This window comes from Rossellomorea sp. KS-H15a (genome assembly GCF_024195245.1).
GTDB lineage: Bacteria > Bacillota > Bacilli > Bacillales > Bacillaceae_B > Rossellomorea > Rossellomorea vietnamensis.
This window is the reverse complement of record NZ_CP096886.1, coordinates 698577-720716: the sequence shown is the minus strand read 5'-3', so window position 1 is coordinate 720716 and position 22140 is coordinate 698577. Positions and strand designations below refer to the sequence as shown.

The following is a 22140-nucleotide window of genomic DNA, read 5'->3' as shown; positions in this document are numbered from 1 at the left end:
CCCATTATCCTCTGAAAATAATTAATACCGTTGTGAGGAGGGCAAGAACGATTAACGCTCCCGTATCCTTCTTATGCCAGGATAACAGGCGGTATTTCGTCCTGCCCTCCCCTCCTTGATATCCTCTTGCTTCCATGGCCGTTGCCAAGTCTTCGGCGCGTTTAAATGCACTGACGAAGAGAGGAATCAATAGAGGGATGATCGCTTTGATCCGATCTTTGATGGGACCTGATGAAAACTCTGCCCCCCTGGCAATCTGTGCCTTCATGATTTTATCCGTTTCCTCCATCAGCGTTGGTATGAACCGCAGGGAAATTGACATCATGAGTGCGAGTTCATGTACAGGGAATTTCACTTTCTTCAATGGATTCAGAAGCGTTTCAAGCCCGTCTGTTATCGTGATGGGTGAGGTCGTAAGCGTTAATAATGACGTAACAAGGATTAGATAAAAGAATCGTAATGATATAAAGATCCCCTGTCTCAGCCCTTCCTCATGCACCGACAAGATACCCAGGTCCAAAATGACGGGACCTTCCTTTGTGAAAAACACATGTAAGAAAAATGTAAACAAAATTAGCCATAGAATGGGCTTCAGTCCTCCGATGATAAAACGGATGGAAAGGTTGGATAGTATGAGTGCGCTAAACGTAAAAAGACCGAGCAGTGCGTAAGTGACAGCATTATTGGCCAAAAAGACGACACCTATAAAACCAAAAATAAATAAAAGCTTTGCCCTCGGATCCATTTGGTGAAGAATGGATTTGGCCGGCACATAACGACCGAAGATCATTTTTTCCATCATAGTCCTTCACCTCCGTCCTGTATTGCACGGATGGCTGAAGCCAATTCATCTATTGTCAGACACGTCTTCGGAAGTTTCTTTCCGGTCTTTTTTTCAAACCGGTATTGAAAACGAACCACATCCGGTACGTCCAGCCCCATCTCAAACAGTTCGTCCGTCTGGGAGAAGATTTCTGCAGGGGTCCCTTTCCGTTTTAAACGACCCTTTTGCATGATGACGATCTCTTCTGCATAGTGAGCGGCGTCTTCCATGCTATGAGTGACGAGAATGGTGGTCAGCCCTTTTTCCTTATGAAGGGCATAGAACATGTCCATGATCTCTCTCTGTCCTCTTGGATCAAGTCCTGCTGTAGGCTCGTCCAGGACAATGACGTCTGGATCCATAGCCAATACACCAGCAATGGCAACCCGTCTCATTTGTCCACCTGAAAGATCGAATGGGGATTTCTGCAGTACATCGTGAGACAAACCAACCTTTAGAATCAAGTCTTTCGCTCTTTGTATCGCTTCTTCCTCGGATACACCAAAGTTCATCGGACCATAACAAATATCTTTAAGAACGGTTTCTTCAAACAGTTGATGTTCAGGAAATTGAAAGACAATCCCTACCCTCTGTCTAACAGGCTTTAAATTCTTTGCCTTTTCCTTTGCCTTGATCTGGTGCTCGCCTACTTGCACAAGCCCTTCAGTAGGCTTTAATAATCCATTGAGATGCTGCAACAGTGTAGACTTGCCTGAACCGGTGTGACCGATTACCGCGAGAAACTGACCGGTTGGAATTGAAAGGTTGATATCTTGAAGGGCAAGTTTTTCGAATGGAGTGTTGAATGAATATCGGTATTCTACCTGTTGAAATGTGATCTGCATAATTCATCCACCAACTCTTCTTCTGTAAAGTATGTTTTAGACAGGGGGATCCCTGCTTCCTTCAGTGCCCCGGCAAGCTTGATCGTGAAAGGAGAATCCAATCCAAGCTTTATAAGCTCATCCTCTAATAGGAAAATCTCTTCCGGTATCCCTTCCTTAAAAACACTGCCTTGATTCAAGACAATCATACGATCTGCCTTCGTTGCTTCCTCCAGGTCATGGGTGATGGAGATCACCGTCAGGTTCTCTTCTTCTTTCAGCTTCCTGACTGTTTCAAGAACTTCCTGTCTTCCCTTAGGGTCTAGCATCGAAGTGGCTTCATCCAATATGATGATAGATGGCTGCAGTGCTACTACCCCTGCAATCGCCACACGCTGCTTTTGACCCCCTGATAAATGGTGCGGCTCTTGATCAAGAAAATCTTCCATATGGACACTTTTTAAAGCATCATTGACTCTCTGTACCATCGATTCATAAGGTACCCCATGGTTTTCTAACCCAAAAGCCACATCATCCTCTACTGTAGCACCAACAAATTGATTATCGGGATTCTGAAAAACCATACCCAGCTTTGAACGGATGTCCCAGATAGAACTTTCCTCAAGAGTGATCCCGTCCACCGTCACTAGTCCCTTCTCGGGGAAATGAAGCCCATTCAGCATCTTGGCAAGGGTGGATTTACCGGATCCGTTATGTCCGACGATCGCGAGCCACTCACCTTGATTGACCGTCAGGCTGATGCCTTTTAAGGCATACGTATTCTGATCAGGGTATCTGAAGTGCACATCGTCCACTTTAATGATTTCCTTCAATTCTGTAACCTCCTCTACGCTATCCTTACTCAGCTCTGCTAAAACCTTTGCATATAAAAAAAAGCCTGCACCCCGACCAAAGAAAAGAACATCTTTTCTTGTTCATCCATTGAACAGCTTCTATGAACATAGAAGTTGGAAGGGGTGCACGAGCTAGACGAGTCAGACAGCGCTGCTCATCGTAACGCTCTGCTTTTCATCACATGCACTTATACAAAAAGGGCAAAGAAGCAGTTAAGGATTAACTGTCCCGCCCTTAATGTTAGAAGTCACGAATTATTAAACTAATTCGATGATTGCCATTGGAGCACCGTCACCACGGCGAGGACCAACCTTCATAATGCGAGTATATCCGCCTTGACGCTCTGTGTAACGTGGAGCGATGTCAGAGAATAACTTTTGTAAAGCATCTTGGTTGTTTTCAGCGTTTGCAACTTCTTTACGAATGAATGCACCAGCTTGACGACGCGCGTGAATGTCACCACGTTTACCTAGTGTGATCATTTTTTCCACAACTGAACGAAGCTCTTTCGCACGAGTTTCAGTTGTTTCGATGCGCTCGTTAATGATTAGGTCTGTAGCTAAATCACGTAGCATTGCTTTACGTTGAGCACTGGTACGTCCTAACTTTCTGTAAGCCATTAAGGGTTCCCTCCTTTGTTGAATCTATATATGAAAGAAGATGTTATCAGTCGTCTTTACGTAATCCAAGTCCAAGGTCTTCAAGTTTAACTTTAACCTCTTCAAGGGATTTACGTCCTAGGTTACGCACTTTCATCATATCTTCTTCAGTCTTGTTAGCAAGCTCTTGAACAGTATTGATTCCAGCACGCTTCAGGCAGTTATAAGAACGAACAGAAAGATCTAGTTCTTCGATAGTCATCTCAAGAACTTTTTCTTTTTGGTCTTCTTCTTTTTCTACCATGATTTCAGCATTCTGCGCTTCATCTGTAAGGCCAACGAAAATATTTAAGTGTTCTGTTAGAATCTTAGCACCTAAAGAAATCGCTTCTTTCGGTCCAATACTTCCATCAGTCCATACATCAAGAGAAAGTTTATCGTAGTTCGTCATTTGACCAACACGAGTATTTTCTATTTGATAGTTAACGCGTGAAACTGGAGTGTAAATAGAATCGATTGGGATCACGCCAATAGGAAGATCCTCACGTTTGTTTTGGTCTGCTGGTCTGTACCCACGACCACGGGATGCACTTAAACGCACACGGAAATGACCACTCTTAGATAACGTTGCGATGTGTAAATCAGGATTTAACACTTCAACATCACTATCATGAGTAATATCCGCAGCCGTTACGACTCCTTCACCCTGTACATCAATCTCTAGCGTTTTTTCTTCATCAGAGTAGATCTTCAACGCCAGCTTCTTGATATTCAAAATGATGGATGTAACATCCTCTACGACGCCTTCAATTGTTGAAAACTCATGCAGTACTCCATCTATTTGAATAGATGTGACAGCAGCACCTGGGAGTGACGATAATAGGATACGACGTAAGGAGTTACCCAAAGTTGTACCATATCCACGCTCAAGTGGTTCTACGACGAACTTTCCATATGTGGCATCATCGCTGATCTCAACCGTTTCAATTTTTGGCTTTTCAATTTCGATCATTAATATTTACCCTCCTTCAAAACGTCGAAACTCCGGGCTAAATAAGATAAAGTCCGAAATTCCCCATGTTTACGTTCCCTATTGTGCACCAACAACTGGTTACTTTTCTGAATGAACGTATCTTGTATCATATCCCATTATAGACAACGATACAAAATTTATACAGAAAATTAAACGCGGCGACGTTTTGGTGGACGGCATCCATTATGAGGAACTGGAGTAACGTCTCTGATTGCAGTAACTTCTAGACCTGCTGCTTGAAGAGCACGGATAGCTGCTTCACGACCAGCACCAGGACCTTTAACTGTTACTTCAAGAGTTTTTAAACCGTGTTCCTGAGAAGCTTTAGCTGCTGTTTCAGCTGCCATTTGCGCTGCGAATGGAGTGGATTTACGAGAACCTCTGAATCCTAGCGAACCTGCACTTGACCATGCAACAGCGTTTCCGTGAACATCAGTAATAGTTACGATTGTGTTATTGAATGTAGAACGAATGTGTGCAATACCAGCTTCGATATTCTTTTTCACACGACGTTTACGAGTATTAGTTTTACGTGCCATACTAAGAAGTAACCTCCTTTACCTATTATTTTTTCTTGTTAGCTACAGTCTTACGAGGACCTTTACGTGTACGAGCATTGTTCTTCGTATGTTGTCCACGAACAGGTAGTCCACGACGGTGACGAAGACCGCGGTATGAACCGATTTCCATAAGACGTTTGATGTTTAGTGATACTTCACGACGAAGATCACCTTCTACTTTTAATTTATCAACGATATCACGAATCTTTCCTAGTTCGTCGTCAGTTAGATCGCGAACGCGAGTATCCTCAGATACACCAGCTTCAGATAAGATTTTCGCTGCAGTATTTTTACCAATACCGTAGATGTATGTTAATGAAATGACAACACGTTTGTCACGTGGAATGTCTACACCAGCAATACGTGCCATAGTGATAGCGCACCTCCTTTAAGATTAGCCTTGTTTTTGTTTGTGTTTAGGGTTTTCACAGATAACCATGACTTTACCTTTTCTACGAATAACTTTACATTTTTCGCAGATTGGTTTAACAGATGGTCTAACTTTCATCTTATTCTAACCTCCTTAATAGTACGGAGTGCAATAGATTATTTATAACGATAAGTGATTCTACCACGAGTTAAGTCATACGGTGATAATTCCACTGTTACCTTGTCACCAGGTAGGATACGAATGAAATGCATACGGATCTTTCCTGAAACATGTGCCAGTACTGTATGACCATTTTCTAATTCTACCTTAAACATCGCATTGGGCAAAGTCTCGGCGACCTTACCTTCAACTTCAATTACATCATCCTTAGCCATCGAACATGTCTCCCTTCTTCTCATCATTTAATACTTCGTTAACAAACTTTGAAACAGCATAACGCAGTTTACCGTTCGTTACTCTGCCTGATTCTATAATACTGTTTTGAACTTCTGGAGAAACATAGTCACACAAGTGAAGATGAGCGATGTTCTTTCGCTTGGCGCGATCGAACTTTCGTCTATCCCCATCTGCTATCAGTACAAAACGTTCATCCAACTGCTGAATAACGACCGAGTAGCTTCCAGTCTCTCTCCCTTTGAGGGTTTGAACAATCTGGCCTATCCTCGGAACCGTTGATTCTGACTCGATCAATCCAATCACCTTCACTTAGGCTTTCGTCAATATCTCATAGCCGTCTTCAGTAATTGCTATGGTGTGTTCAAAGTGCGCACACATTTTATCATCTACTGTGACGACTGTCCAGTTATCTGATAACGTTCTAACATATCGACTTCCTGCATTAACCATTGGTTCAATAGCCAGTACCATGCCAGGCTTCAGACGCGGACCTTTGTTGGGTGGTCCATAATGAGGGATTTGAGGGTCCTCATGTAAGTCTTGACCAACTCCGTGTCCCACATACTCCCGAACGATTGAAAAGCCATTAGCTTCAACAAAAGTTTGTATACTATGAGAGATATTCGACAGACGCTCGCCTGGTTTCGCTTCTTTAAGGCCCAGAAATAATGATTCTTCCGTTACATCAAGAAGCTTCCGGGTTTCATCATCTATTGTTCCAACTGGATATGTCCAAGCCGAGTCACCGTGATAACCATTATATTTAGCACCGATATCGATGCTGATTATATCGCCATCTTTCAATACCCGATCGCCTGGAATTCCATGTACCAACTCATTGTTGACTGAAGCACAGATGCTGCCACGAAACCCATTATACCCTTTAAAAGATGGAATTGCATCATGTTTACGAATGAATTTTTCAGCAATTGCATCCAATTCCTTCGTCGATATTCCCGGAGAAATATACTTTTGCAATTCCGCATGAGTCAATGCAACAATCTTACCAGCATGCCGCATGATCTCAATCTCTCTCGGAGTTTTAGAAATGATCATTATGAAAGGCCTCCAAGTAGTTCATCAATGTCATCAAACACTCTATGGATGTCTTGTTGACCGTCAATGTTTTTCAGATAGCCTTTATCTTCGTAGTAAGCCAATAGTGGTTGGGTTTGTTTGATGTTTACGTCCAAGCGGTTTTGTACCGTTTCTTCGTTATCATCTGCGCGTTGATATAACTCGCCGCCGCAGCGATCACAAACGCCCTCTTCTGTTGGCGGATTAAAGACAAGATGATAAGTAGCGCCGCACTCTTTACAGATCCTGCGACCTGTCAAGCGCTCCATCAGGATGTCCTTATCTACATTTATATTAATGACATAATTCATTTTTTTACCAAGATCAGCTAGGATGTTTTCAAGTGCTTCTGCCTGAGCAACCGTTCTTGGAAACCCATCCAGTAAGAAGCCTTTTTCACAGTCCTCTTTGCTTAATCGCTCACGGACGATACCGATTGTCACTTCATCAGGAACAAGGTCGCCATTATCCATGAATGATTTAGCCTTCAAGCCTAGTTCAGTACCTTCTTTGATAGCTGCACGGAACATATCACCAGTAGAGATATGGGGGATACCATATTTATCTACGATTTTTTCAGCTTGAGTGCCTTTTCCTGCGCCTGGTAAGCCCATAAGAACTATATTCACTCGTACTCCCCCTAATTGTCTATAAAATGGTTTCAGGAACAAGATGTTCCCGAAAACCCTCTTATTTAATAAATCCTTTGTAGTGACGTTTCACTAACTGTGCCTCTAGTTGCTTCATTGTCTCTAGTGCAACCCCTACTACGATCAGTAAGCTTGTTCCACCGATTTGAGCTGCAGGTGGTAATCCTGCAAAGTTAATGAAGAAAACTGGAAGGACTGCGATAACAGCTAAGAAAATGGCCCCAACAAATGTTAGACGATACAGAACGCGAGTGAGATACTCTTGTGTGGTTTTACCTGGACGAATACCAGGGATATATCCACCTTGCTTCTTCAAGTTTTCAGCCATTTGTTCCGGATTCACTTGAATGAAAGCATAGAAATACGTAAAGGCAATGATCAGAGCTACATAGATGATCATACCAACTGGCTTGGTGTAATCAAAGATGTACTGAATCGTACTGGTCACATCATTGTCTCCAAAGAACGATGAAATGGTCTGTGGCGTGATAATGAAAGAAATCGCAAAGATAACTGGAATAACACCCGCAGCATTCACCTTTAATGGTAGATGTGTTGATTGTCCACCAACCGGACTACGCCCCACTAAACGTTTTGCATATTGAATCGGAATCTTACGAAGTGCTTGTTGGATAAACACGACACCAACCACGATTGCAATAACTGCTAAAACAAGAAGTGCAAGAACCACAATACGAAGGAAGAGCTGTTCGCCTGCTCCCTCGATTTGTTGAGCATAGATTTGGTTTACAGTGTTGGGGATTGCAGCAACGATACCTGCAAAGATCAGGATCGAAATACCATTCCCAACGCCTTTAGCCGTGATTTGTTCACCCAACCACATAAGAAAAGCCGTACCAGCTGTTAGAACTAAAGCTATTAGTAGGTACGTACTGACTCCGGGGCTTTGGATAAGCATTCCACCGTAAATTCTATTGAAGCCATAGGACATTCCTAAAGCCTGGATGAATCCAAGAATGATAGTGAAATAACGTGTGAACTGAGCTAATTTACGGCGCCCGACTTCACCCTGCTTAGACCACTCAGTAAACTTCGGTACAACATCCATTTGCAGGAGCTGCACGATGATCGAAGCCGTGATATAAGGCATGATTCCCATCGCGAAAATGGAGAAGTTCTTTAACGCACCGCCACCAAATGTATTCAGGAATCCAAGGATCCCTGCCTGGTCTTGCATTTTCAATACATTAGCGTCTACGTTTGGTACCGGAATGAAGGTACCAAGACGAAAGACTATTAACATTAGAAGGGTGAAGATAATTTTGTTTCTTATATCACCCACGCGCATAAAATTGGAGACAGTTTGAAACATTAGATCACCTCGGATGTACCGCCAGCAGCTTCGATAGCTTCTTTAGCAGTGGTTGAGAATTTTTGTGCTTTTACTGTAAGCTTTTTCTCGATTTTACCTTTACCAAGAATCTTAATTCCTGCTTTTTCGTTACTCACTACACCAGATTCTACAAGTAGAGCTGGAGTAACTTCTGTACCATCTTCGAAGCGATTCAATGCGTCAAGGTTGACGATTGCATATTCTTTACGATTGATGTTCGTGAATCCACGTTTAGGTAGACGTTGGAACAATGGTGTTTGACCACCCTCGAAGCCAGGACGAGTTCCGCCACCTGAACGGGCGTTTTGTCCTTTATGACCTTTACCAGCAGTCTTTCCATTACCTGAACCAATACCACGTCCTACACGATTGCGGACTTTACGTGAACCTTCTGTAGGCTTTAACTCATGTAATTTCATGTCGGCACCTCCTTCTTTTTAAACGTTAAGAATTATTTTTCAGTTACAGTTACAAGGTGAGCGACTTTGTTGATCATACCGCGGATAGCAGCATTATCTTGTTGCTCAACCGTTTGGTGCATTTTGCGAAGTCCTAAAGCTTCAACCGTTTTGCGTTGATCTTGAGGACGGCCAATGATGCTGCGAGTGAGGGTAATTTCTAGTTTGTTAGCCATCGTTATCCCTCCCTTAACCTAAGATCTCTTCTACTGATTTACCACGTAGTTTAGCTACGTCTTCAGCACGCTTTAATTGTTTTAAACCTTCGATAGTAGCGCGAACCATGTTGATTGGAGTGTTAGATCCTAATGATTTAGATAGGATATCTTGAACACCAGCTAATTCAAGTACGGCACGAACAGGTCCACCGGCGATGATTCCTGTACCCGCAGAAGCAGGTTTGATCAGGATCTGACCAGCACCAAATCGTCCAGTTACTAGGTGAGGTGTAGTACCTTCAACCATAGGAACTTCAATTAGATTCTTTTTCGCATCTTCAATCGCTTTACGGATCGCATCAGGTACTTCCTGTGCTTTCCCAGTTCCGAAACCAACGTGACCGTTTTTATCGCCCACTACTACAAGAGCAGCGAAACGGAAACGACGTCCACCTTTAACTACTTTCGCAACACGATTGATTGTAACTACGCGTTCTTCAAATTCTAGTTTGCTTGAGTCAATACGACGCATCTGGATTGTCCCTCCTTTTTTTATTAAAATTCTAAGCCGTTTTCACGAGCTGCTTCAGCCAAAGCTTTGATACGGCCATGATATAAATATCCACCACGGTCAAATACTACAGATTTTAATCCTTTTTCTACTGCACGTTTCGCAACTAGTTCTCCAACTTTTGCTGCTGCATCAGTTGTTGCAGAAGAATCTAGGTTGAAATCTTTATCTTGAGAAGATGCACTAACTAGAGTAACACCATTCATATCATCGATAAGTTGAGCGTAGATATTTTTGTTAGAACGGAAAACGTTCAAACGAGGACGAGTTTCAGTTCCAGTAATCTTTGAACGGACACGAGCATGTCTCTTCTTACGTGTTTTGTTCTTATCTGGCTTAGTAATCACCTACGGTCACTCCTTTCTTTTGCCTACGCGGCATTATTTACCTGTTTTACCTTCTTTACGACGAACATATTCACCTTCGTAGCGAATACCTTTTCCTTTGTAAGGCTCAGGAGAGCGTACAGCACGAATGTTAGCAGCTAATGCTCCAACACGTTCTTTGTCGATACCTTTGATAGATATCTTTGTATTAGCCGGTACTTCGATCTCGATACCTTGTTCTGGTTCGATCTCAACTGGGTGAGAGTAACCAACGTTAAGGACAAGCTTAGTACCTTGCTTTTGAGCACGGTAACCTACACCGACTAGCTCAAGATTTCTTTGGAATCCTTTAGATACACCTTCAACCATGTTCGCGATTAGGGCACGAGTTGTACCGTGTAACGCGCGGTGTTCTTTTGCATCAGAAGGACGAGTAACTGTCGCTACGTTTCCTTCTAATTCAACTTTAATATCAGAATTGAATGTACGAGAAAGTTCCCCTTTAGGTCCTTTTACAGTTACAGTGTTATCTTCACCTACTGTTAGAGTAACGTCAGATGGAATTTCTACTGGTAGTTTTCCTACACGTGACATCCTGTTGCACCTCCATTCATATAAAAAATATTACCAAACGTAAGCTAGTACTTCTCCGCCTACTTGTTGAGCACGAGCTTCTTTATCAGTTAAAACACCTGTAGAAGTAGAAACAAGTGCGATACCTAAACCGTTTAGTACTTTAGGTACCTCTGTTGATTTTGCATATACACGTAAACCAGGTTTAGAGATACGCTTTAATCCAGTAATTACTCGTTCGTTGTTTGCTCCATATTTTAAGAAAATGCGGATAACACCTTGCTTGTTATCTTCTACATATTCAACGTCACGTACGAAACCTTCACGTTTAAGGATTTCTGCAATTTCTTTCTTGATGTTAGAAGCAGGAACTTCTAATCTTTCGTGACGAACCATGTTCGCATTACGGATGCGAGTTAGCAAATCTGCAATTGGATCTGTCATTGTCATAATAATTTACCTCCTTCCCAATATAGGGTATTACCAACTAGCTTTCTTAACGCCAGGAATCTGACCCTTGTATGCAAGTTCACGGAAACAAATACGGCAAAGCTTGAATTTACGGATAACTGAATGAGGACGTCCGCAACGTTCGCAACGAGTATACGCTTGAACATTATGCTTTGGCGTGCGTTTTTGTTTCGCAATCATAGATTTTTTAGCCACATTTTCGCCTCCCTTATATAGCGATTACTTTTGGAATGGCATTCCGATTTGTGTCAACAATTCACGAGCTTCTTCGTCTGTGTTCGCAGTTGTTACGATTACGATATCCATACCACGTACTTTAGACACTTTATCATAGTCAATCTCAGGGAAAATCAATTGCTCTTTAACTCCTAATGTGTAGTTACCGCGACCGTCGAATGCTTTTTTAGAAACACCACGGAAGTCACGTACACGTGGAAGTGAAACAGAAATTAATTTATCTAAGAATTGGTACATACGCTCTCCGCGTAGAGTAACTTTTGCACCGATTGGCATACCTTCACGAAGACGGAAGCCTGCGATTGATTTCTTAGCTTTTGTTACAACTGGCTTTTGACCAGTGATTTGAGTTAATTCATCAACAGCTACATCAAGAGCTTTTGAGTTTTGAACAGCATCACCGATACCCATGTTGACAACGATCTTTTCAACTTTAGGTACTTCCATTACTGATTTGTAATTGAATTTGCTAACTAGAGCTGGACTGATTTCTTGTTGGAATTTTTCTTTTAGGCGGTTCATTCAGAATACCTCCCTTCTTAATCGTACTATTTATCTAGAACTTCACCTGATTTTTTTGCTACACGTACTTTTTTGCCGTCTTCTGTCTTATAACCTACACGAGTTGGCTCGTTAGATTTCGGATCTAGAAGCATAACATTTGATACATGGATAGATGCTTCCTGGCTGATGATTCCACCTTGCGGGTTCATCTGTGAAGGCTTAGCGTGTTTTTTCACAACGTTGATACCTTCAACTAGCACTCGGTCTTTTTTTGGGAATGAAGCAAGAACAACACCTGTTTTGCCTTTGTCTTTCCCAGTAATGACCATTACTTTATCGCCTTTTTTTACATGCATTTCATCGCACCTCCTTGAATGGCCCAATGCTAAATATCTATTAAAGAACTTCTGGAGCTAAAGATACAATTTTCATAAAGTTGCTGTCACGTAGTTCACGGGCAACAGGTCCGAAGATACGAGTTCCACGTGGTCCCTTATCGTCACGGATAATGACACAAGCGTTCTCGTCGAACTTGATGTAAGTACCGTCTTGACGACGTACACCAGACTTAGTACGAACAACAACTGCTTTCACTACGTCACCTTTTTTAACAACGCCACCTGGTGTTGCTTGTTTTACTGTACACACGATAACATCACCGATGTTAGCCGTCTTGCGTCCAGAACCACCAAGTACTTTGATAGTTAATACTTCACGAGCACCAGAGTTGTCAGCAACTTTTAAACGTGATTCTTGTTGAATCATGTAGGTAACCTCCCTTCGGAATATAAAATATCCGAACAAATATATTAGATAATAACTGCTTTTTCAACAACTTCTACTAAACGGAAACGTTTTGTAGCAGATAGTGGACGAGTCTCCATGATACGTACGATATCGCCTACTTTTGCTTCGTTGTTCTCATCATGAGTTTTAAACTTCTTAGAGTACTTAACGCGCTTGCCGTATAGAGAATGCTTTTTATAAGTTTCTACCATAACCGTTACTGTTTTATCCATTTTGTCGGAAACAACACGGCCAGTGTATACCTTACGTTGGTTGCGGTCACTCATTTAAGCAAACCTCCTCTCATTTATCGATTGTTAACCCCGATCTCTCTTTCACGGATTACAGTTTTCATACGAGCGATCCCTTTGCGGACTTCACGGATGCGAGCTGTGTTTTCTAATTGCCCAGTCGCAAGTTGGAAGCGAAGGTTAAATAACTCTTCTTTCAGAGTCTTTACTTTTTGTTCTATTTCAGCAGTGGTTAGGTCACGAATTTCATTAGTTTTCATTTGATTCACCACCAATTTCCTCACGTTTTACAAACTTCGTTTTGATTGGAAGTTTATGTGATGCCAGACGAAGCGCTTCACGAGCAACCTCTTCAGAAACACCAGCGATTTCAAACATGATTTTTCCAGGCTTAACTACTGCTACCCAACCTTCTGGAGCACCTTTACCTGAACCCATACGTACTTCTAAAGGTTTTGCAGTGTAAGGTTTATGAGGGAAGATTTTAATCCATACTTTACCGCCACGTTTCATGTAACGAGTCATAGCGATACGAGCTGATTCGATTTGACGGTTTGTGATCCAAGAAGCCTCAACTGCTTGTAAACCGTATTCACCGAACGCTACTTCTTGACCGCCTTTAGCACGTCCACGCATTTTTCCGCGGTGTTCGCGACGATGTTTAACGCGTTTAGGTAATAACATAATTATTTGCCTCCTTCCTCAGATTTCTTTCTTGTAGGAAGAACTTCTCCACGATAGATCCATACTTTAACGCCAAGCTTACCATAAGTTGTATCAGCTTCTGCATGAGCATAGTCAATGTCAGCGCGTAGAGTATGAAGTGGAACAGTACCTTCACTGTAATGTTCTGCACGAGCGATATCTGCTCCGCCTAAACGACCAGATACTTGTGTTTTGATTCCTTTTGCACCAGCACGCATCGCACGTTGGATTGATTGCTTCTGAGCACGACGGAAAGAAACACGGTTTTCTAATTGACGAGCGATGTTTTCAGCTACTAATTTCGCATCAACGTCAGCTCTTTTGATTTCAACGATGTTGATGTGTACACGTTTTGAAGTAAGTTCGTTCAATGCTTTACGAAGTGCTTCAACTTCTGTACCACCTTTACCGATAACCATACCAGGCTTAGCTGTATGAACGGTAATGTTAATACGGTTTGCTGCGCGTTCGATTTCTACTTTAGAAACAGATGCGTCAACTAAACGTTTTGCAATATATTCACGTACTTTAATGTCTTCGTGTAATAGATTAGCGTAATCTTTATCTGCGTACCATTTAGATTCCCAATCACGGATTATACCGACACGAAGTCCGACCGGATGTACTTTTTGACCCACAGCTTATCCCTCCTTCTTTTCTGATACGACAAGTGTAATGTGACTTGTACGTTTGTTGATTTGACTTGCACGTCCCATCGCACGAGGACGGAAACGTTTAAGTGTTGGTCCTTCATTTACATAAGCCTCAGTTACCACTAGGCTATTAATATCCATGTCAAAGTTGTGCTCTGCGTTCGCAATAGCAGACTTAAGTACTTTTTCGATTACTGGTGAAGCAGCTTTAGGTGTGTGCTTTAAGATAGCAACCGCTTCTCCAACTTGCTTACCTCGGATTAGATCAACGACTAAACGTACTTTACGAGGAGCAATACGTACTGTTCTTGCAACAGCTTTTGCTTGCATTAGGATACCCTCCTCTCAATTAGCGTCTTGTTTTCTTATCATCACTTGCGTGACCTTTGTAAGTACGAGATGGTGCAAATTCACCAAGCTTGTGTCCTACCATGTCTTCAGTGACGTATACAGGTACATGTTTACGACCATCGTAAACTGCGATCGTGTGACCGATGAATGCTGGGAAGATCGTTGAGCGACGAGACCAAGTTTTCACAACTTGTTTGCCTTCAGTTTCGTTCAATTTTTCGATCTTAGTCATTAAATGATCATCAACAAAAGGTCCTTTTTTTAAGCTACGACCCATGTTTGAACCTCCCTTCGTGATTGACCTACGGCTCTTTTCAGGAACCGTAGCACAATCCCGTTATTTTTTGCGACGACGCACAATAAATTTATCAGATTTGTTGTTTTTCTTACGTGTCTTGTATCCAAGAGTAGGTTTACCCCATGGAGACATTGGTGATTTACGTCCGATTGGAGCACGTCCTTCACCACCACCGTGTGGGTGATCGTTAGGGTTCATGACAGAACCACGAACTGTTGGGCGTTTACCTAACCAACGAGAACGTCCGGCTTTACCGATGTTGATTAGTTCGTGTTGTTCATTTCCAACTTGACCTACAGTAGCACGACAAGCAGAAAGGATCATACGAGTTTCACCAGAGTTCAAACGTACAAGTACATATTTACCTTCTTTACCAAGTACTTGAGCAGATGTACCAGCAGAACGAACTAGCTGACCACCTTTACCAGGTTTAAGTTCAATATTGTGTACGATTGTACCAACTGGGATGTTGATAAGAGGTAATGCATTACCTACTTTAATATCTGCTTCTGGTCCAGACATTACTTCCATACCCACAACAAGTGTTTTAGGTGCAAGGATGTAACGTTTTTCCCCATCAGCGTAGTTGATTAGTGCAATATTAGCTGAGCGGTTCGGATCGTATTCGATCGTAGCAACGCGTCCAGGTATACCATCTTTTTCACGTTTGAAATCGATGATACGGTATTGGCGCTTATGGCCGCCACCTTGATGACGAACTGTTAACTTACCTTGGTTGTTACGGCCACCCTTTTTGTGTAGGGGTGCTAAAAGTGACTTTTCCGGAGAATCAGTCGTGATTTCAGCGAAATCAGAACTAGTCATGCCGCGACGACCATTAGAGGTAGGTTTATACTTTTTAATCGCCATGTTTTTCCCTCCTCTTCTTAATTAAAGAATTTTATACTTCAAAGAATTCGATTTCTTTACTGTCAGCAGTAAGCTTAACGATAGCTTTACGACGCTTGTTAGTGTAACCAGCGTGTTTACCCATACGCTTGAACTTACCTTTGTAGTTCATGATGTTTACTTTATCTACTTTCACGTCAAAGATTGCTTGAACGGCGTCTTTTACTTGAGTTTTATTAGCTCTAGTATCAACTTCGAAAGTATACTTTTTCTCAGACATAAGATCAGTTGAAGCCTCTGTAATTACGGGGCGCTTAATGATTTCACGTACATCCATTATGCGAGCACCTCCTCTACTTTTTCAACAGCTGATTTAGTCATCACTAGTTTGTCATGTCCTAATACATCCAGAACGCTAATTCCTTCTGCAGTAACAACAGTTACACCAGGGATGTTACGAGCTGAAAGTGCTACGTTTTCGTCAAGACCGTCAGTGATTACTAATGTTTTAGAATCAACAGAAAGGCCTTTTAGAACGCTAGCAAATTCTTTTGTTTTAGGAGCATCGAATGATAATGCTTCTAATACTAAGATGTTTTCTTCTACAACTTTAGAAGAAAGTGCAGATTTAATTGCTAAGCGACGAACTTTCTTAGGAAGTTTGTAGCTGTAGCTGCGTGGAACTGGTCCAAATACAGTACCACCACCGCGCCATTGTGGAGAACGGATTGACCCTTGACGAGCACGGCCTGTTCCTTTTTGACGCCAAGGCTTACGCCCACCGCCACGTACTTCAGAACGATTTTTTACTTTATGATTACCTTGGCGTAAAGACGCTCTTTGCATCAATACTGCTTCAGTCATCACGTGTGTGTTTGGTTCAATACCAAAAACAGTGTCATTAAGTTCGATATCACCAACTTTAGAACCGCTTTGGTTAAATAATGCTACTTTCGGCATTCTTGTTTCCTCCTTTCTTGAAAAGTTCTATTAGTTTGCTTTAATAGCTGACTTTACTTTGATCAGTTGTTTCTTAGGTCCAGGTACATTACCTTTAACTAAGATAAGGTTACGTTCAGCATCAACTTTTACAATTTCAAGGTTTTGAATTGTAATTTGCTCTCCACCCATACGTCCAGGTAGTAATTTACCTTTGAATACACGGTTTGGATCAACAGGACCCATTGAACCGGGACGACGGTGGTAACGAGAACCATGGGACATAGGTCCGCGTGATTGGTTGTGACGCTTGATAGCACCTTGGAAACCTTTACCTTTTGAAACTCCTGTTACATCTACGATTTCGCCTGCAGCGAAAATATCAACTTTGACTTCTTGACCAACTTCGTACTCTTCTACGTTTACACCGCGGATTTCACGGATGAAGCGCTTAGGAGCAGTTTCAGCTTTAGCAACGTGGCCTCTCTCTGGTTTGTTAGAAAGCTTTTCACGTTTGTCTTCAAAACCTACTTGGATAGCTTCGTAGCCATCAACGTCTGTAGATTTCTTTTGAAGTACCACGTTTTGAGCAGCCTCGATAACAGTTACAGGGATAAGATCACCGTTTTCAGCGAAAACTTGAGTCATACCAATCTTTCTTCCTAAGATTCCTTTGGTCATTAGTCACACCTCCTGATTATTATGGTTTTTATGAATTAAAGTTTGATTTCGATATCTACACCTGATGGTAAGTCTAAACGCATAAGCGCATCAACTGTTTGTGGTGTCGGATTTACAATGTCGATTAAGCGTTTGTGAGTACGCATTTCGAATTGCTCACGAGAATCTTTGTATTTGTGCACAGCACGTAGGATTGTGTAAACAGACTTTTCAGTCGGTAGTGGGATCGGTCCAGAAACCGCCGCACCAGAACGTTTTGCTGTTTCAACAATTTTCTCAGCTGATTGATCAAGGATTCTGTGATCATAAGCCTTTAAACGGATACGAATCTTTTGTTTTGCCATTATTTTCCCTCCTTTATCGCCTATTTTTGAATAGACATTCTCCACAGAAATTTCCCACACACTCGCCATGGCAAAGCGGCCGTGTGTGTCAGCAACCTTCTGTTTCATCGCAGTCAAAGACCAACATTGTCTATTATAACTAAAACACCCAGAAGAAGCAAGGGTTTCTTGCAATTTCTTTATGTTTTGCACACTTTCTCTATTATACAAACGAACCATCATATTTTCAAGGTTATGTGATATTTTCACAATATTTAATATAGCGGGTAATAATATAATGGCATTGAACATTAGCCAGTGATAATACCATTTCTAAATGAGTGAGTGCATGTTGATTTCCACTTAAGGCAGCTCGCTTTCCGCGGGGTGGGCGGTGAGCCTCCTCGGCTTCGCCTGCGGGGTCTCACCTGTCCCACATTTCCCGCAGGAGTCGAGCTGCCTTCCGTTGCAATCAACAATGGGTATTATATTTATTGGTATAGAGAATACAGTCACTAAAATCTTATAGGTATGTTGGAAGTTAGAATTCGTGCAATAGCCTTAATTAAGCTCGTGCATTACATTTATATAGAAGAAAGTTGTAAAAATAATGATGAATCTAGATTCTTCATTATAAAAATGAAAGTGATTGGCATAAGGAAAAAACAGAAGTATCGTTTAACTTTCTTGGTTCATTATCTAAGTCATTCATTTTTTTATGGTTATTTAGAAGGATATATTAGATAGTTTGCAGTCGCTAGCTGTTGATTGGAGGGCAAGACGGAGACTCCTACGGGAAAAGCGGAATAGGTGAGACCCCGCAGGAGCGCCAGCGACGAGGAGGCTCGCCTTCCGCCCGAGGAAAGCGAAGTCTTGCCCGGAAATCAACAGCGGTGTTACAAACTGAATCCATATTGATCTTAAGATTAGGTTCAGTTCGTTCGGTAAAGGCAATTATCTTCCTTCTCAAAAAATGAACATAAAAAAACAGATGGACACAAGGTCCATCTGTTTTTGATATCAATGATTACTCAGTGATTGTAGCTACTACTCCAGCACCTACAGTACGTCCACCCTCACGGATAGAGAACTTAGTACCTTCTTCGATAGCGATTGGAGCGATAAGCTCAACAGTCATTTCGATGTTATCGCCAGGCATAACCATTTCTACACCTTCAGGAAGGTTACAGATACCAGTTACGTCAGTTGTACGGAAGTAGAACTGTGGGCGGTAGTTAGTGAAGAATGGAGTGTGACGTCCACCTTCTTCTTTAGAAAGAACATAAACTTCTGCTTTGAACTTTGTGTGTGGAGTGATTGTACCTGGCTTAGCAAGTACTTGTCCACGTTGGATATCTTCACGAGCTACACCACGAAGTAGTGCACCGATGTTGTCTCCAGCTTCAGCATAGTCAAGAAGCTTACGGAACATTTCTACACCTGTTACAGTTGTAGATTTAGGCTCTTCAGAAAGACCGATGATGTCGATAGTGTCTCCAACTTTAACTTGTCCACGCTCAACACGACCAGTAGCAACTGTTCCACGACCTGTGATTGAGAATACGTCCTCAACAGGCATCATGAATGGCTTGTCAGTGTCACGCTCTGGAGTTGGGATGTAGCTATCTACAGCTTCCATAAGTTCGAAGATTTTCGCTTCCCACTCAGCATCTCCTTCAAGAGCTTTAAGAGCAGAACCTTTGATTACTGGTACGTCATCGCCAGGGAAATCGTACTCAGAAAGAAGGTCACGTACTTCCATTTCTACTAATTCAAGTAGTTCTTCGTCGTCTACCATGTCACATTTGTTCATGAATACAACTAGGTATGGAACACCTACTTGACGAGAAAGAAGGATGTGCTCACGAGTTTGTGGCATTGGGCCGTCAGCAGCAGATACTACTAGGATCCCACCATCCATTTGTGCTGCACCAGTGATCATGTTCTTAACATAGTCAGCATGTCCTGGGCAGTCAACGTGTGCATAGTGACGAGTATCAGTTTCGTACTCAACGTGTGCAGTAGAGATTGTGATTCCACGTTCTCTTTCTTCTGGAGCACCGTCGATTTGGTCATAAGCCATTGCAGTTCCACGACCATACTTCTTGTGAAGTGTAGTTGTGATTGCAGCTGTTAGAGTTGTTTTACCATGGTCAACGTGACCGATTGTACCGATATTCGCATGTTGCTTGGAACGATCAAATTTTTCCTTACCCATTTGAAAATCCTCCTTTGATTTTAAAGAAAATAAGTATATTTTGGGTGCCTCAGAGACGGTTAAAAACCCTCTCTGACACAACAATTGCTTACATTAGTATTTATACTTTATAAAAGCGAATAAATCAATTATTCACCTTTATTTTTTTTGATGATTTCTTCAGAAATCGATTTAGGTACTTCTTCGTAGTGATCGAAGTGCATGGAGTATGTTCCACGTCCTTGTGTGTTAGAACGTAATGAAGTTGCATATCCAAACATTTCAGATAGAGGTACGAACGCTTTAACGACTTGAGCGTTACCGCGTGCTTCCATACCTTCTACGCGTCCACGACGGGAAGTAACGTCACCCATGATATCTCCAAGGTATTCCTCAGGGATAACAACCTCAACTTTCATCATTGGCTCAAGGATGACTGGCTTACATTTAGAAGCAGCATTCTTAAGGGCCATTGATGCAGCGATTTTGAACGCCATCTCAGAGGAGTCGACGTCATGGTATGAACCATCGAATAATCTTGCCTTAACATCAACAAGTGGGAAACCAGCTAAGACACCATTTTCTAAAGCGTCAGATAGACCGGCTTGTACAGCAGGGATGTATTCACGAGGAACTACACCACCGACGATACCGTTCTCGAATTCGAATCCTTTACCTTCTTCGTTAGGTGAGAATTCGATCCAAACGTGTCCGAATTGTCCACGTCCACCAGATTGACGGGCGAACTTACCTTCAACTTTAGCCGTATCACGGAAAGTCTCACGGTAAGATACTTGAGGAGCACCTACGTTTGCTTCTACTTTGAATTCACGTCTCATACGGTCAACGATGATATCTAAGTGAAGCTCACCCATACCTGCGATGATAACCTGTCCAGTTTCCTGATCAGTATGCGCACGGAATGTTGGATCTTCCTCTTGAAGTTTTTGTAGAGCAGTAGTCATTTTATCTTGGTCAGCCTTTGACTTAGGCTCAACAGATAGAGAGATAACCGGCTCTGGGAATACCATTGATTCTAAGATAACAAGGCTCTTTTCATCACATAGTGTATCTCCAGTAGAAGTATCTTTAAGACCAACAGCTGCTGCAATGTCTCCAGCGTATACAGTAGAGATCTCTTCACGGGAGTTAGCGTGCATTTGCAGGATACGTCCTACGCGCTCACGTTTACCTTTAGAAGAGTTTCTTACGTATGAACCAGAATCTAATGTTCCTGAGTACACACGGAAGAATGTTAATTTACCAACATAAGGGTCAGTTGCAACTTTGAACGCTAATGCAGAGAATGGAGCATCGTCAGCAGATGGACGAGTTACTTCTTCTTCTGTATCAGGTACAAAGCCTTTGATATCTTCAACATCTGTTGGTGCTGGAAGATAATCGATAACTGAGTCAATTAGTAATTGAACCCCTTTGTTTTTGAATGCAGATCCACATACTACCGGGTAGAACTCGACAGTTAGTGTAGCCGCACGGATAGCAGCTTTGATTTCTTCGTTAGAAAGCTCTTCACCTTCTAAGTACTTCATCATAAGCTCTTCGTCAAGTTCAGATACAGCTTCAATTAATTTTCCGCGGTATTCTTCAGCTTGATCTTTGTACTCTTCAGGAATGTCACGAGCTTCTGCGCGAGTCCCAAGGTCATCTTCATAGAAATATGCTTTCATTTCTACTAAGTCGATGATTCCTTCGAAGTCATCCTCAGCACCGATTGGAAGCTGAATAGGATGTGCATTAGCTTGTAGACGCTCATGTAGTGTACCTACAGAGTAAAGGAAGTCAGCACCGATTTTGTCCATTTTGTTAACGAACACTACACGGGGAACCCCGTAAGTAGTTGCTTGGCGCCAAACAGTTTCAGTTTGAGGCTCAACACCAGATTGAGCATCAAGTACTGCTACTGCACCATCAAGTACGCGCAGGGAACGTTCAACTTCAACAGTGAAGTCTACGTGACCCGGTGTATCGATGATGTTGATACGATGGCCTTTCCATTGAGCTGTTGTCGCAGCAGAAGTGATAGTGATACCACGTTCTTGCTCTTGCTCCATCCAGTCCATTTGAGAAGCACCTTCGTGAGTTTCTCCAATTTTATGGATACGACCTGTATAAAATAGGATACGCTCAGTTGCAGTTGTTTTACCGGCATCGATGTGAGCCATGATACCGATATTACGAGTGTTTTCTAAGGAGAACTCTCTAGGCATGCGGTCTTTCTCCTTCCTT

36 protein-coding genes are annotated in these 22140 nt (G+C 42.2%); all 36 read right to left on the bottom strand.

The genetic code is table 11. The features are described 5' to 3' along the window. Positions 1-4: 4 nt before the first annotated feature. Complete coding sequence (locus tag M1J35_RS03600) at positions 5-802, bottom strand: energy-coupling factor transporter transmembrane component T family protein (RefSeq protein WP_224522349.1); 798 nt, start codon at positions 800-802, stop codon at positions 5-7. Further along, the gene (locus M1J35_RS03595) at positions 799-1668 is read right to left on the bottom strand and encodes an energy-coupling factor ABC transporter ATP-binding protein (protein WP_254652765.1); all 870 of its coding nucleotides are present in this window, start codon (positions 1666-1668) and stop codon (positions 799-801) included. Before M1J35_RS03595 ends, M1J35_RS03600 begins: the two co-directional genes overlap by 4 nt. Next, positions 1644-2480 (bottom strand): energy-coupling factor ABC transporter ATP-binding protein, encoded by an 837-nt coding sequence (locus M1J35_RS03590; protein WP_254652764.1) that lies wholly within the window; start codon positions 2478-2480, stop codon positions 1644-1646. Before M1J35_RS03590 ends, M1J35_RS03595 begins: the two co-directional genes overlap by 25 nt. 279 nt (positions 2481-2759) lie before the next feature. Next, the gene (rplQ, locus tag M1J35_RS03585) at positions 2760-3122 is read right to left on the bottom strand and encodes a 50S ribosomal protein L17 (protein WP_034765940.1); all 363 of its coding nucleotides are present in this window, start codon (positions 3120-3122) and stop codon (positions 2760-2762) included. Between the two features lie 46 nt (positions 3123-3168). Beyond that, the gene (locus M1J35_RS03580) at positions 3169-4113 is read right to left on the bottom strand and encodes a DNA-directed RNA polymerase subunit alpha (RefSeq protein WP_034765941.1); all 945 of its coding nucleotides are present in this window, start codon (positions 4111-4113) and stop codon (positions 3169-3171) included. A 170-nt stretch (positions 4114-4283) separates the two neighbouring features. After that, positions 4284-4673 (bottom strand): 30S ribosomal protein S11, encoded by a 390-nt coding sequence (gene rpsK, locus M1J35_RS03575; RefSeq protein WP_032085294.1) that lies wholly within the window; start codon positions 4671-4673, stop codon positions 4284-4286. 25 nt (positions 4674-4698) lie between these two features. Then, complete coding sequence (rpsM, locus tag M1J35_RS03570; protein ID WP_034765943.1) at positions 4699-5064, bottom strand: 30S ribosomal protein S13; 366 nt, start codon at positions 5062-5064, stop codon at positions 4699-4701. A gap of 24 nt (positions 5065-5088) precedes the next feature. After that, the gene (gene rpmJ, locus M1J35_RS03565) at positions 5089-5202 is read right to left on the bottom strand and encodes a 50S ribosomal protein L36 (RefSeq protein WP_003156543.1); all 114 of its coding nucleotides are present in this window, start codon (positions 5200-5202) and stop codon (positions 5089-5091) included. Between the two features lie 38 nt (positions 5203-5240). After that, positions 5241-5459, bottom strand: coding sequence for a translation initiation factor IF-1 (gene infA / locus M1J35_RS03560; RefSeq protein WP_034765945.1), 219 nt, complete (start codon positions 5457-5459; stop codon positions 5241-5243). After that, positions 5452-5775: a KOW domain-containing RNA-binding protein gene (locus M1J35_RS03555; protein ID WP_034765947.1), complete on the bottom strand. Its 324-nt coding sequence runs from the start codon at positions 5773-5775 to the stop codon at positions 5452-5454. The genes infA and M1J35_RS03555 overlap by 8 nt, the downstream gene beginning before the upstream one ends. Positions 5776-5790: 15 nt before the next feature. Continuing rightward, complete coding sequence (gene map, locus M1J35_RS03550) at positions 5791-6537, bottom strand: type I methionyl aminopeptidase (RefSeq protein ID WP_034765949.1); 747 nt, start codon at positions 6535-6537, stop codon at positions 5791-5793. Next, the gene (locus M1J35_RS03545) at positions 6537-7187 is read right to left on the bottom strand and encodes an adenylate kinase (RefSeq protein ID WP_034765951.1); all 651 of its coding nucleotides are present in this window, start codon (positions 7185-7187) and stop codon (positions 6537-6539) included. The genes map and M1J35_RS03545 overlap by 1 nt, the downstream gene beginning before the upstream one ends. A gap of 61 nt (positions 7188-7248) precedes the next feature. Beyond that, complete coding sequence (gene secY / locus M1J35_RS03540) at positions 7249-8541, bottom strand: preprotein translocase subunit SecY (protein WP_034765953.1); 1293 nt, start codon at positions 8539-8541, stop codon at positions 7249-7251. Beyond that, entirely contained in the window at positions 8541-8981 is a 441-nt protein-coding gene (rplO, locus tag M1J35_RS03535) for a 50S ribosomal protein L15 (RefSeq protein ID WP_034765954.1), read from the bottom strand. Before rplO ends, secY begins: the two co-directional genes overlap by 1 nt. 32 nt (positions 8982-9013) lie before the next feature. Further along, complete coding sequence (gene rpmD, locus M1J35_RS03530; RefSeq protein ID WP_034765956.1) at positions 9014-9196, bottom strand: 50S ribosomal protein L30; 183 nt, start codon at positions 9194-9196, stop codon at positions 9014-9016. Between the two features lie 13 nt (positions 9197-9209). Continuing rightward, positions 9210-9710, bottom strand: coding sequence for a 30S ribosomal protein S5 (gene rpsE, locus M1J35_RS03525; protein ID WP_034765958.1), 501 nt, complete (start codon positions 9708-9710; stop codon positions 9210-9212). A 23-nt stretch (positions 9711-9733) separates the two neighbouring features. Then, on the bottom strand, positions 9734-10096 hold the full coding sequence (rplR, locus tag M1J35_RS03520) for a 50S ribosomal protein L18 (RefSeq protein WP_034765960.1): 363 nt from the start codon (positions 10094-10096) through the stop codon (positions 9734-9736). Positions 10097-10129: 33 nt separating this feature from the next. Further along, positions 10130-10669, bottom strand: coding sequence for a 50S ribosomal protein L6 (gene rplF, locus M1J35_RS03515; RefSeq protein WP_034765962.1), 540 nt, complete (start codon positions 10667-10669; stop codon positions 10130-10132). Positions 10670-10699: 30 nt separating this feature from the next. Next, positions 10700-11098, bottom strand: coding sequence for a 30S ribosomal protein S8 (gene rpsH, locus M1J35_RS03510; protein WP_034765964.1), 399 nt, complete (start codon positions 11096-11098; stop codon positions 10700-10702). Positions 11099-11128: 30 nt separating this feature from the next. Further along, a complete protein-coding gene (locus M1J35_RS03505) occupies positions 11129-11314 on the bottom strand; it encodes a type Z 30S ribosomal protein S14 (protein ID WP_010191505.1) in 186 nt (61 codons plus the stop codon). A 24-nt stretch (positions 11315-11338) separates the two neighbouring features. Continuing rightward, the gene (gene rplE, locus M1J35_RS03500; protein WP_034765967.1) at positions 11339-11878 is read right to left on the bottom strand and encodes a 50S ribosomal protein L5; all 540 of its coding nucleotides are present in this window, start codon (positions 11876-11878) and stop codon (positions 11339-11341) included. Positions 11879-11904: 26 nt separating this feature from the next. After that, positions 11905-12216, bottom strand: a complete 312-nt coding sequence (gene rplX, locus M1J35_RS03495) for a 50S ribosomal protein L24 (protein WP_034765969.1) — start codon at positions 12214-12216, stop codon at positions 11905-11907. A gap of 40 nt (positions 12217-12256) precedes the next feature. Beyond that, positions 12257-12625, bottom strand: a complete 369-nt coding sequence (gene rplN / locus M1J35_RS03490; RefSeq protein ID WP_032085280.1) for a 50S ribosomal protein L14 — start codon at positions 12623-12625, stop codon at positions 12257-12259. A 44-nt stretch (positions 12626-12669) separates the two neighbouring features. Then, positions 12670-12933 carry a 30S ribosomal protein S17 gene (gene rpsQ, locus M1J35_RS03485; RefSeq protein WP_032085279.1) on the bottom strand — a complete coding sequence of 88 codons (264 nt, stop codon included), beginning with the start codon at positions 12931-12933 and terminating at the stop codon, positions 12670-12672. Positions 12934-12953: 20 nt separating this feature from the next. Then, on the bottom strand, positions 12954-13157 hold the full coding sequence (gene rpmC / locus M1J35_RS03480; RefSeq protein ID WP_032085278.1) for a 50S ribosomal protein L29: 204 nt from the start codon (positions 13155-13157) through the stop codon (positions 12954-12956). After that, positions 13147-13581, bottom strand: a complete 435-nt coding sequence (gene rplP, locus M1J35_RS03475) for a 50S ribosomal protein L16 (protein ID WP_034765971.1) — start codon at positions 13579-13581, stop codon at positions 13147-13149. The genes rpmC and rplP overlap by 11 nt, the downstream gene beginning before the upstream one ends. 2 nt (positions 13582-13583) lie before the next feature. After that, positions 13584-14240, bottom strand: a complete 657-nt coding sequence (rpsC, locus tag M1J35_RS03470; protein WP_034765973.1) for a 30S ribosomal protein S3 — start codon at positions 14238-14240, stop codon at positions 13584-13586. A gap of 3 nt (positions 14241-14243) precedes the next feature. Then, positions 14244-14585, bottom strand: a complete 342-nt coding sequence (gene rplV / locus M1J35_RS03465) for a 50S ribosomal protein L22 (RefSeq protein ID WP_034765976.1) — start codon at positions 14583-14585, stop codon at positions 14244-14246. Positions 14586-14604: 19 nt separating this feature from the next. After that, a complete protein-coding gene (rpsS, locus tag M1J35_RS03460; RefSeq protein ID WP_034765978.1) occupies positions 14605-14883 on the bottom strand; it encodes a 30S ribosomal protein S19 in 279 nt (92 codons plus the stop codon). Between the two features lie 60 nt (positions 14884-14943). Next, on the bottom strand, positions 14944-15774 hold the full coding sequence (gene rplB, locus M1J35_RS03455) for a 50S ribosomal protein L2 (RefSeq protein WP_034765980.1): 831 nt from the start codon (positions 15772-15774) through the stop codon (positions 14944-14946). Between the two features lie 31 nt (positions 15775-15805). Next, on the bottom strand, positions 15806-16090 hold the full coding sequence (rplW, locus tag M1J35_RS03450) for a 50S ribosomal protein L23 (protein WP_034765982.1): 285 nt from the start codon (positions 16088-16090) through the stop codon (positions 15806-15808). Beyond that, complete coding sequence (gene rplD / locus M1J35_RS03445) at positions 16090-16713, bottom strand: 50S ribosomal protein L4 (RefSeq protein WP_034765984.1); 624 nt, start codon at positions 16711-16713, stop codon at positions 16090-16092. The genes rplW and rplD overlap by 1 nt, the downstream gene beginning before the upstream one ends. Positions 16714-16743: 30 nt before the next feature. Further along, positions 16744-17373 (bottom strand): 50S ribosomal protein L3, encoded by a 630-nt coding sequence (gene rplC, locus M1J35_RS03440; RefSeq protein WP_060674124.1) that lies wholly within the window; start codon positions 17371-17373, stop codon positions 16744-16746. 35 nt (positions 17374-17408) lie between these two features. Continuing rightward, on the bottom strand, positions 17409-17717 hold the full coding sequence (gene rpsJ / locus M1J35_RS03435; protein ID WP_007085291.1) for a 30S ribosomal protein S10: 309 nt from the start codon (positions 17715-17717) through the stop codon (positions 17409-17411). 1006 nt (positions 17718-18723) lie between these two features. Beyond that, positions 18724-19914 carry an elongation factor Tu gene (tuf, locus tag M1J35_RS03430; RefSeq protein WP_034765989.1) on the bottom strand — a complete coding sequence of 397 codons (1191 nt, stop codon included), beginning with the start codon at positions 19912-19914 and terminating at the stop codon, positions 18724-18726. Between the two features lie 128 nt (positions 19915-20042). Further along, positions 20043-22121 carry an elongation factor G gene (gene fusA, locus M1J35_RS03425; protein ID WP_034765991.1) on the bottom strand — a complete coding sequence of 693 codons (2079 nt, stop codon included), beginning with the start codon at positions 22119-22121 and terminating at the stop codon, positions 20043-20045. Positions 22122-22140: the final 19 nt, after the last annotated feature.

Coding starts and splice junctions, on each gene's coding strand:
- rpsH (WP_034765964.1), bottom strand. CDS start 11,098: ATGACAATGACAGATCCAATTGCAGATTTGCTAACTCGCATCCGTAAT.
- rpsK (WP_032085294.1), bottom strand. CDS start 4,673: ATGGCACGTAAAACTAATACTCGTAAACGTCGTGTGAAAAAGAATATC.
- rplW (WP_034765982.1), bottom strand. CDS start 16,090: ATGGATGTACGTGAAATCATTAAGCGCCCCGTAATTACAGAGGCTTCA.
- rpsS (WP_034765978.1), bottom strand. CDS start 14,883: ATGGGTCGTAGCTTAAAAAAAGGACCTTTTGTTGATGATCATTTAATG.
- rplQ (WP_034765940.1), bottom strand. CDS start 3,122: ATGGCTTACAGAAAGTTAGGACGTACCAGTGCTCAACGTAAAGCAATG.
- fusA (WP_034765991.1), bottom strand. CDS start 22,121: ATGCCTAGAGAGTTCTCCTTAGAAAACACTCGTAATATCGGTATCATG.
- M1J35_RS03580 (WP_034765941.1), bottom strand. CDS start 4,113: ATGATCGAAATTGAAAAGCCAAAAATTGAAACGGTTGAGATCAGCGAT.
- rpsJ (WP_007085291.1), bottom strand. CDS start 17,717: ATGGCAAAACAAAAGATTCGTATCCGTTTAAAGGCTTATGATCACAGA.
- rplD (WP_034765984.1), bottom strand. CDS start 16,713: ATGCCGAAAGTAGCATTATTTAACCAAAGCGGTTCTAAAGTTGGTGAT.
- map (WP_034765949.1), bottom strand. CDS start 6,537: ATGATCATTTCTAAAACTCCGAGAGAGATTGAGATCATGCGGCATGCT.
- rpmJ (WP_003156543.1), bottom strand. CDS start 5,202: ATGAAAGTTAGACCATCTGTTAAACCAATCTGCGAAAAATGTAAAGTT.
- secY (WP_034765953.1), bottom strand. CDS start 8,541: ATGTTTCAAACTGTCTCCAATTTTATGCGCGTGGGTGATATAAGAAAC.
- rpsE (WP_034765958.1), bottom strand. CDS start 9,710: ATGCGTCGTATTGACTCAAGCAAACTAGAATTTGAAGAACGCGTAGTT.
- rplP (WP_034765971.1), bottom strand. CDS start 13,581: ATGTTATTACCTAAACGCGTTAAACATCGTCGCGAACACCGCGGAAAA.
- infA (WP_034765945.1), bottom strand. CDS start 5,459: ATGGCTAAGGATGATGTAATTGAAGTTGAAGGTAAGGTCGCCGAGACT.
- rplB (WP_034765980.1), bottom strand. CDS start 15,774: ATGGCGATTAAAAAGTATAAACCTACCTCTAATGGTCGTCGCGGCATG.
- rpmD (WP_034765956.1), bottom strand. CDS start 9,196: ATGGCTAACAAACTAGAAATTACCCTCACTCGCAGCATCATTGGCCGT.
- rplV (WP_034765976.1), bottom strand. CDS start 14,585: ATGCAAGCAAAAGCTGTTGCAAGAACAGTACGTATTGCTCCTCGTAAA.
- M1J35_RS03595 (WP_254652765.1), bottom strand. CDS start 1,668: ATGCAGATCACATTTCAACAGGTAGAATACCGATATTCATTCAACACT.
- rplF (WP_034765962.1), bottom strand. CDS start 10,669: ATGTCACGTGTAGGAAAACTACCAGTAGAAATTCCATCTGACGTTACT.
- rpsQ (WP_032085279.1), bottom strand. CDS start 12,933: ATGAGTGACCGCAACCAACGTAAGGTATACACTGGCCGTGTTGTTTCC.
- tuf (WP_034765989.1), bottom strand. CDS start 19,914: ATGGGTAAGGAAAAATTTGATCGTTCCAAGCAACATGCGAATATCGGT.
- rplE (WP_034765967.1), bottom strand. CDS start 11,878: ATGAACCGCCTAAAAGAAAAATTCCAACAAGAAATCAGTCCAGCTCTA.
- M1J35_RS03600 (WP_224522349.1), bottom strand. CDS start 802: ATGATGGAAAAAATGATCTTCGGTCGTTATGTGCCGGCCAAATCCATT.
- rpmC (WP_032085278.1), bottom strand. CDS start 13,157: ATGAAAACTAATGAAATTCGTGACCTAACCACTGCTGAAATAGAACAA.
- rplN (WP_032085280.1), bottom strand. CDS start 12,625: ATGATTCAACAAGAATCACGTTTAAAAGTTGCTGACAACTCTGGTGCT.
- rplO (WP_034765954.1), bottom strand. CDS start 8,981: ATGAAATTACATGAGTTAAAGCCTACAGAAGGTTCACGTAAAGTCCGC.
- rpsM (WP_034765943.1), bottom strand. CDS start 5,064: ATGGCACGTATTGCTGGTGTAGACATTCCACGTGACAAACGTGTTGTC.
- rplX (WP_034765969.1), bottom strand. CDS start 12,216: ATGCATGTAAAAAAAGGCGATAAAGTAATGGTCATTACTGGGAAAGAC.
- rplC (WP_060674124.1), bottom strand. CDS start 17,373: ATGACCAAAGGAATCTTAGGAAGAAAGATTGGTATGACTCAAGTTTTC.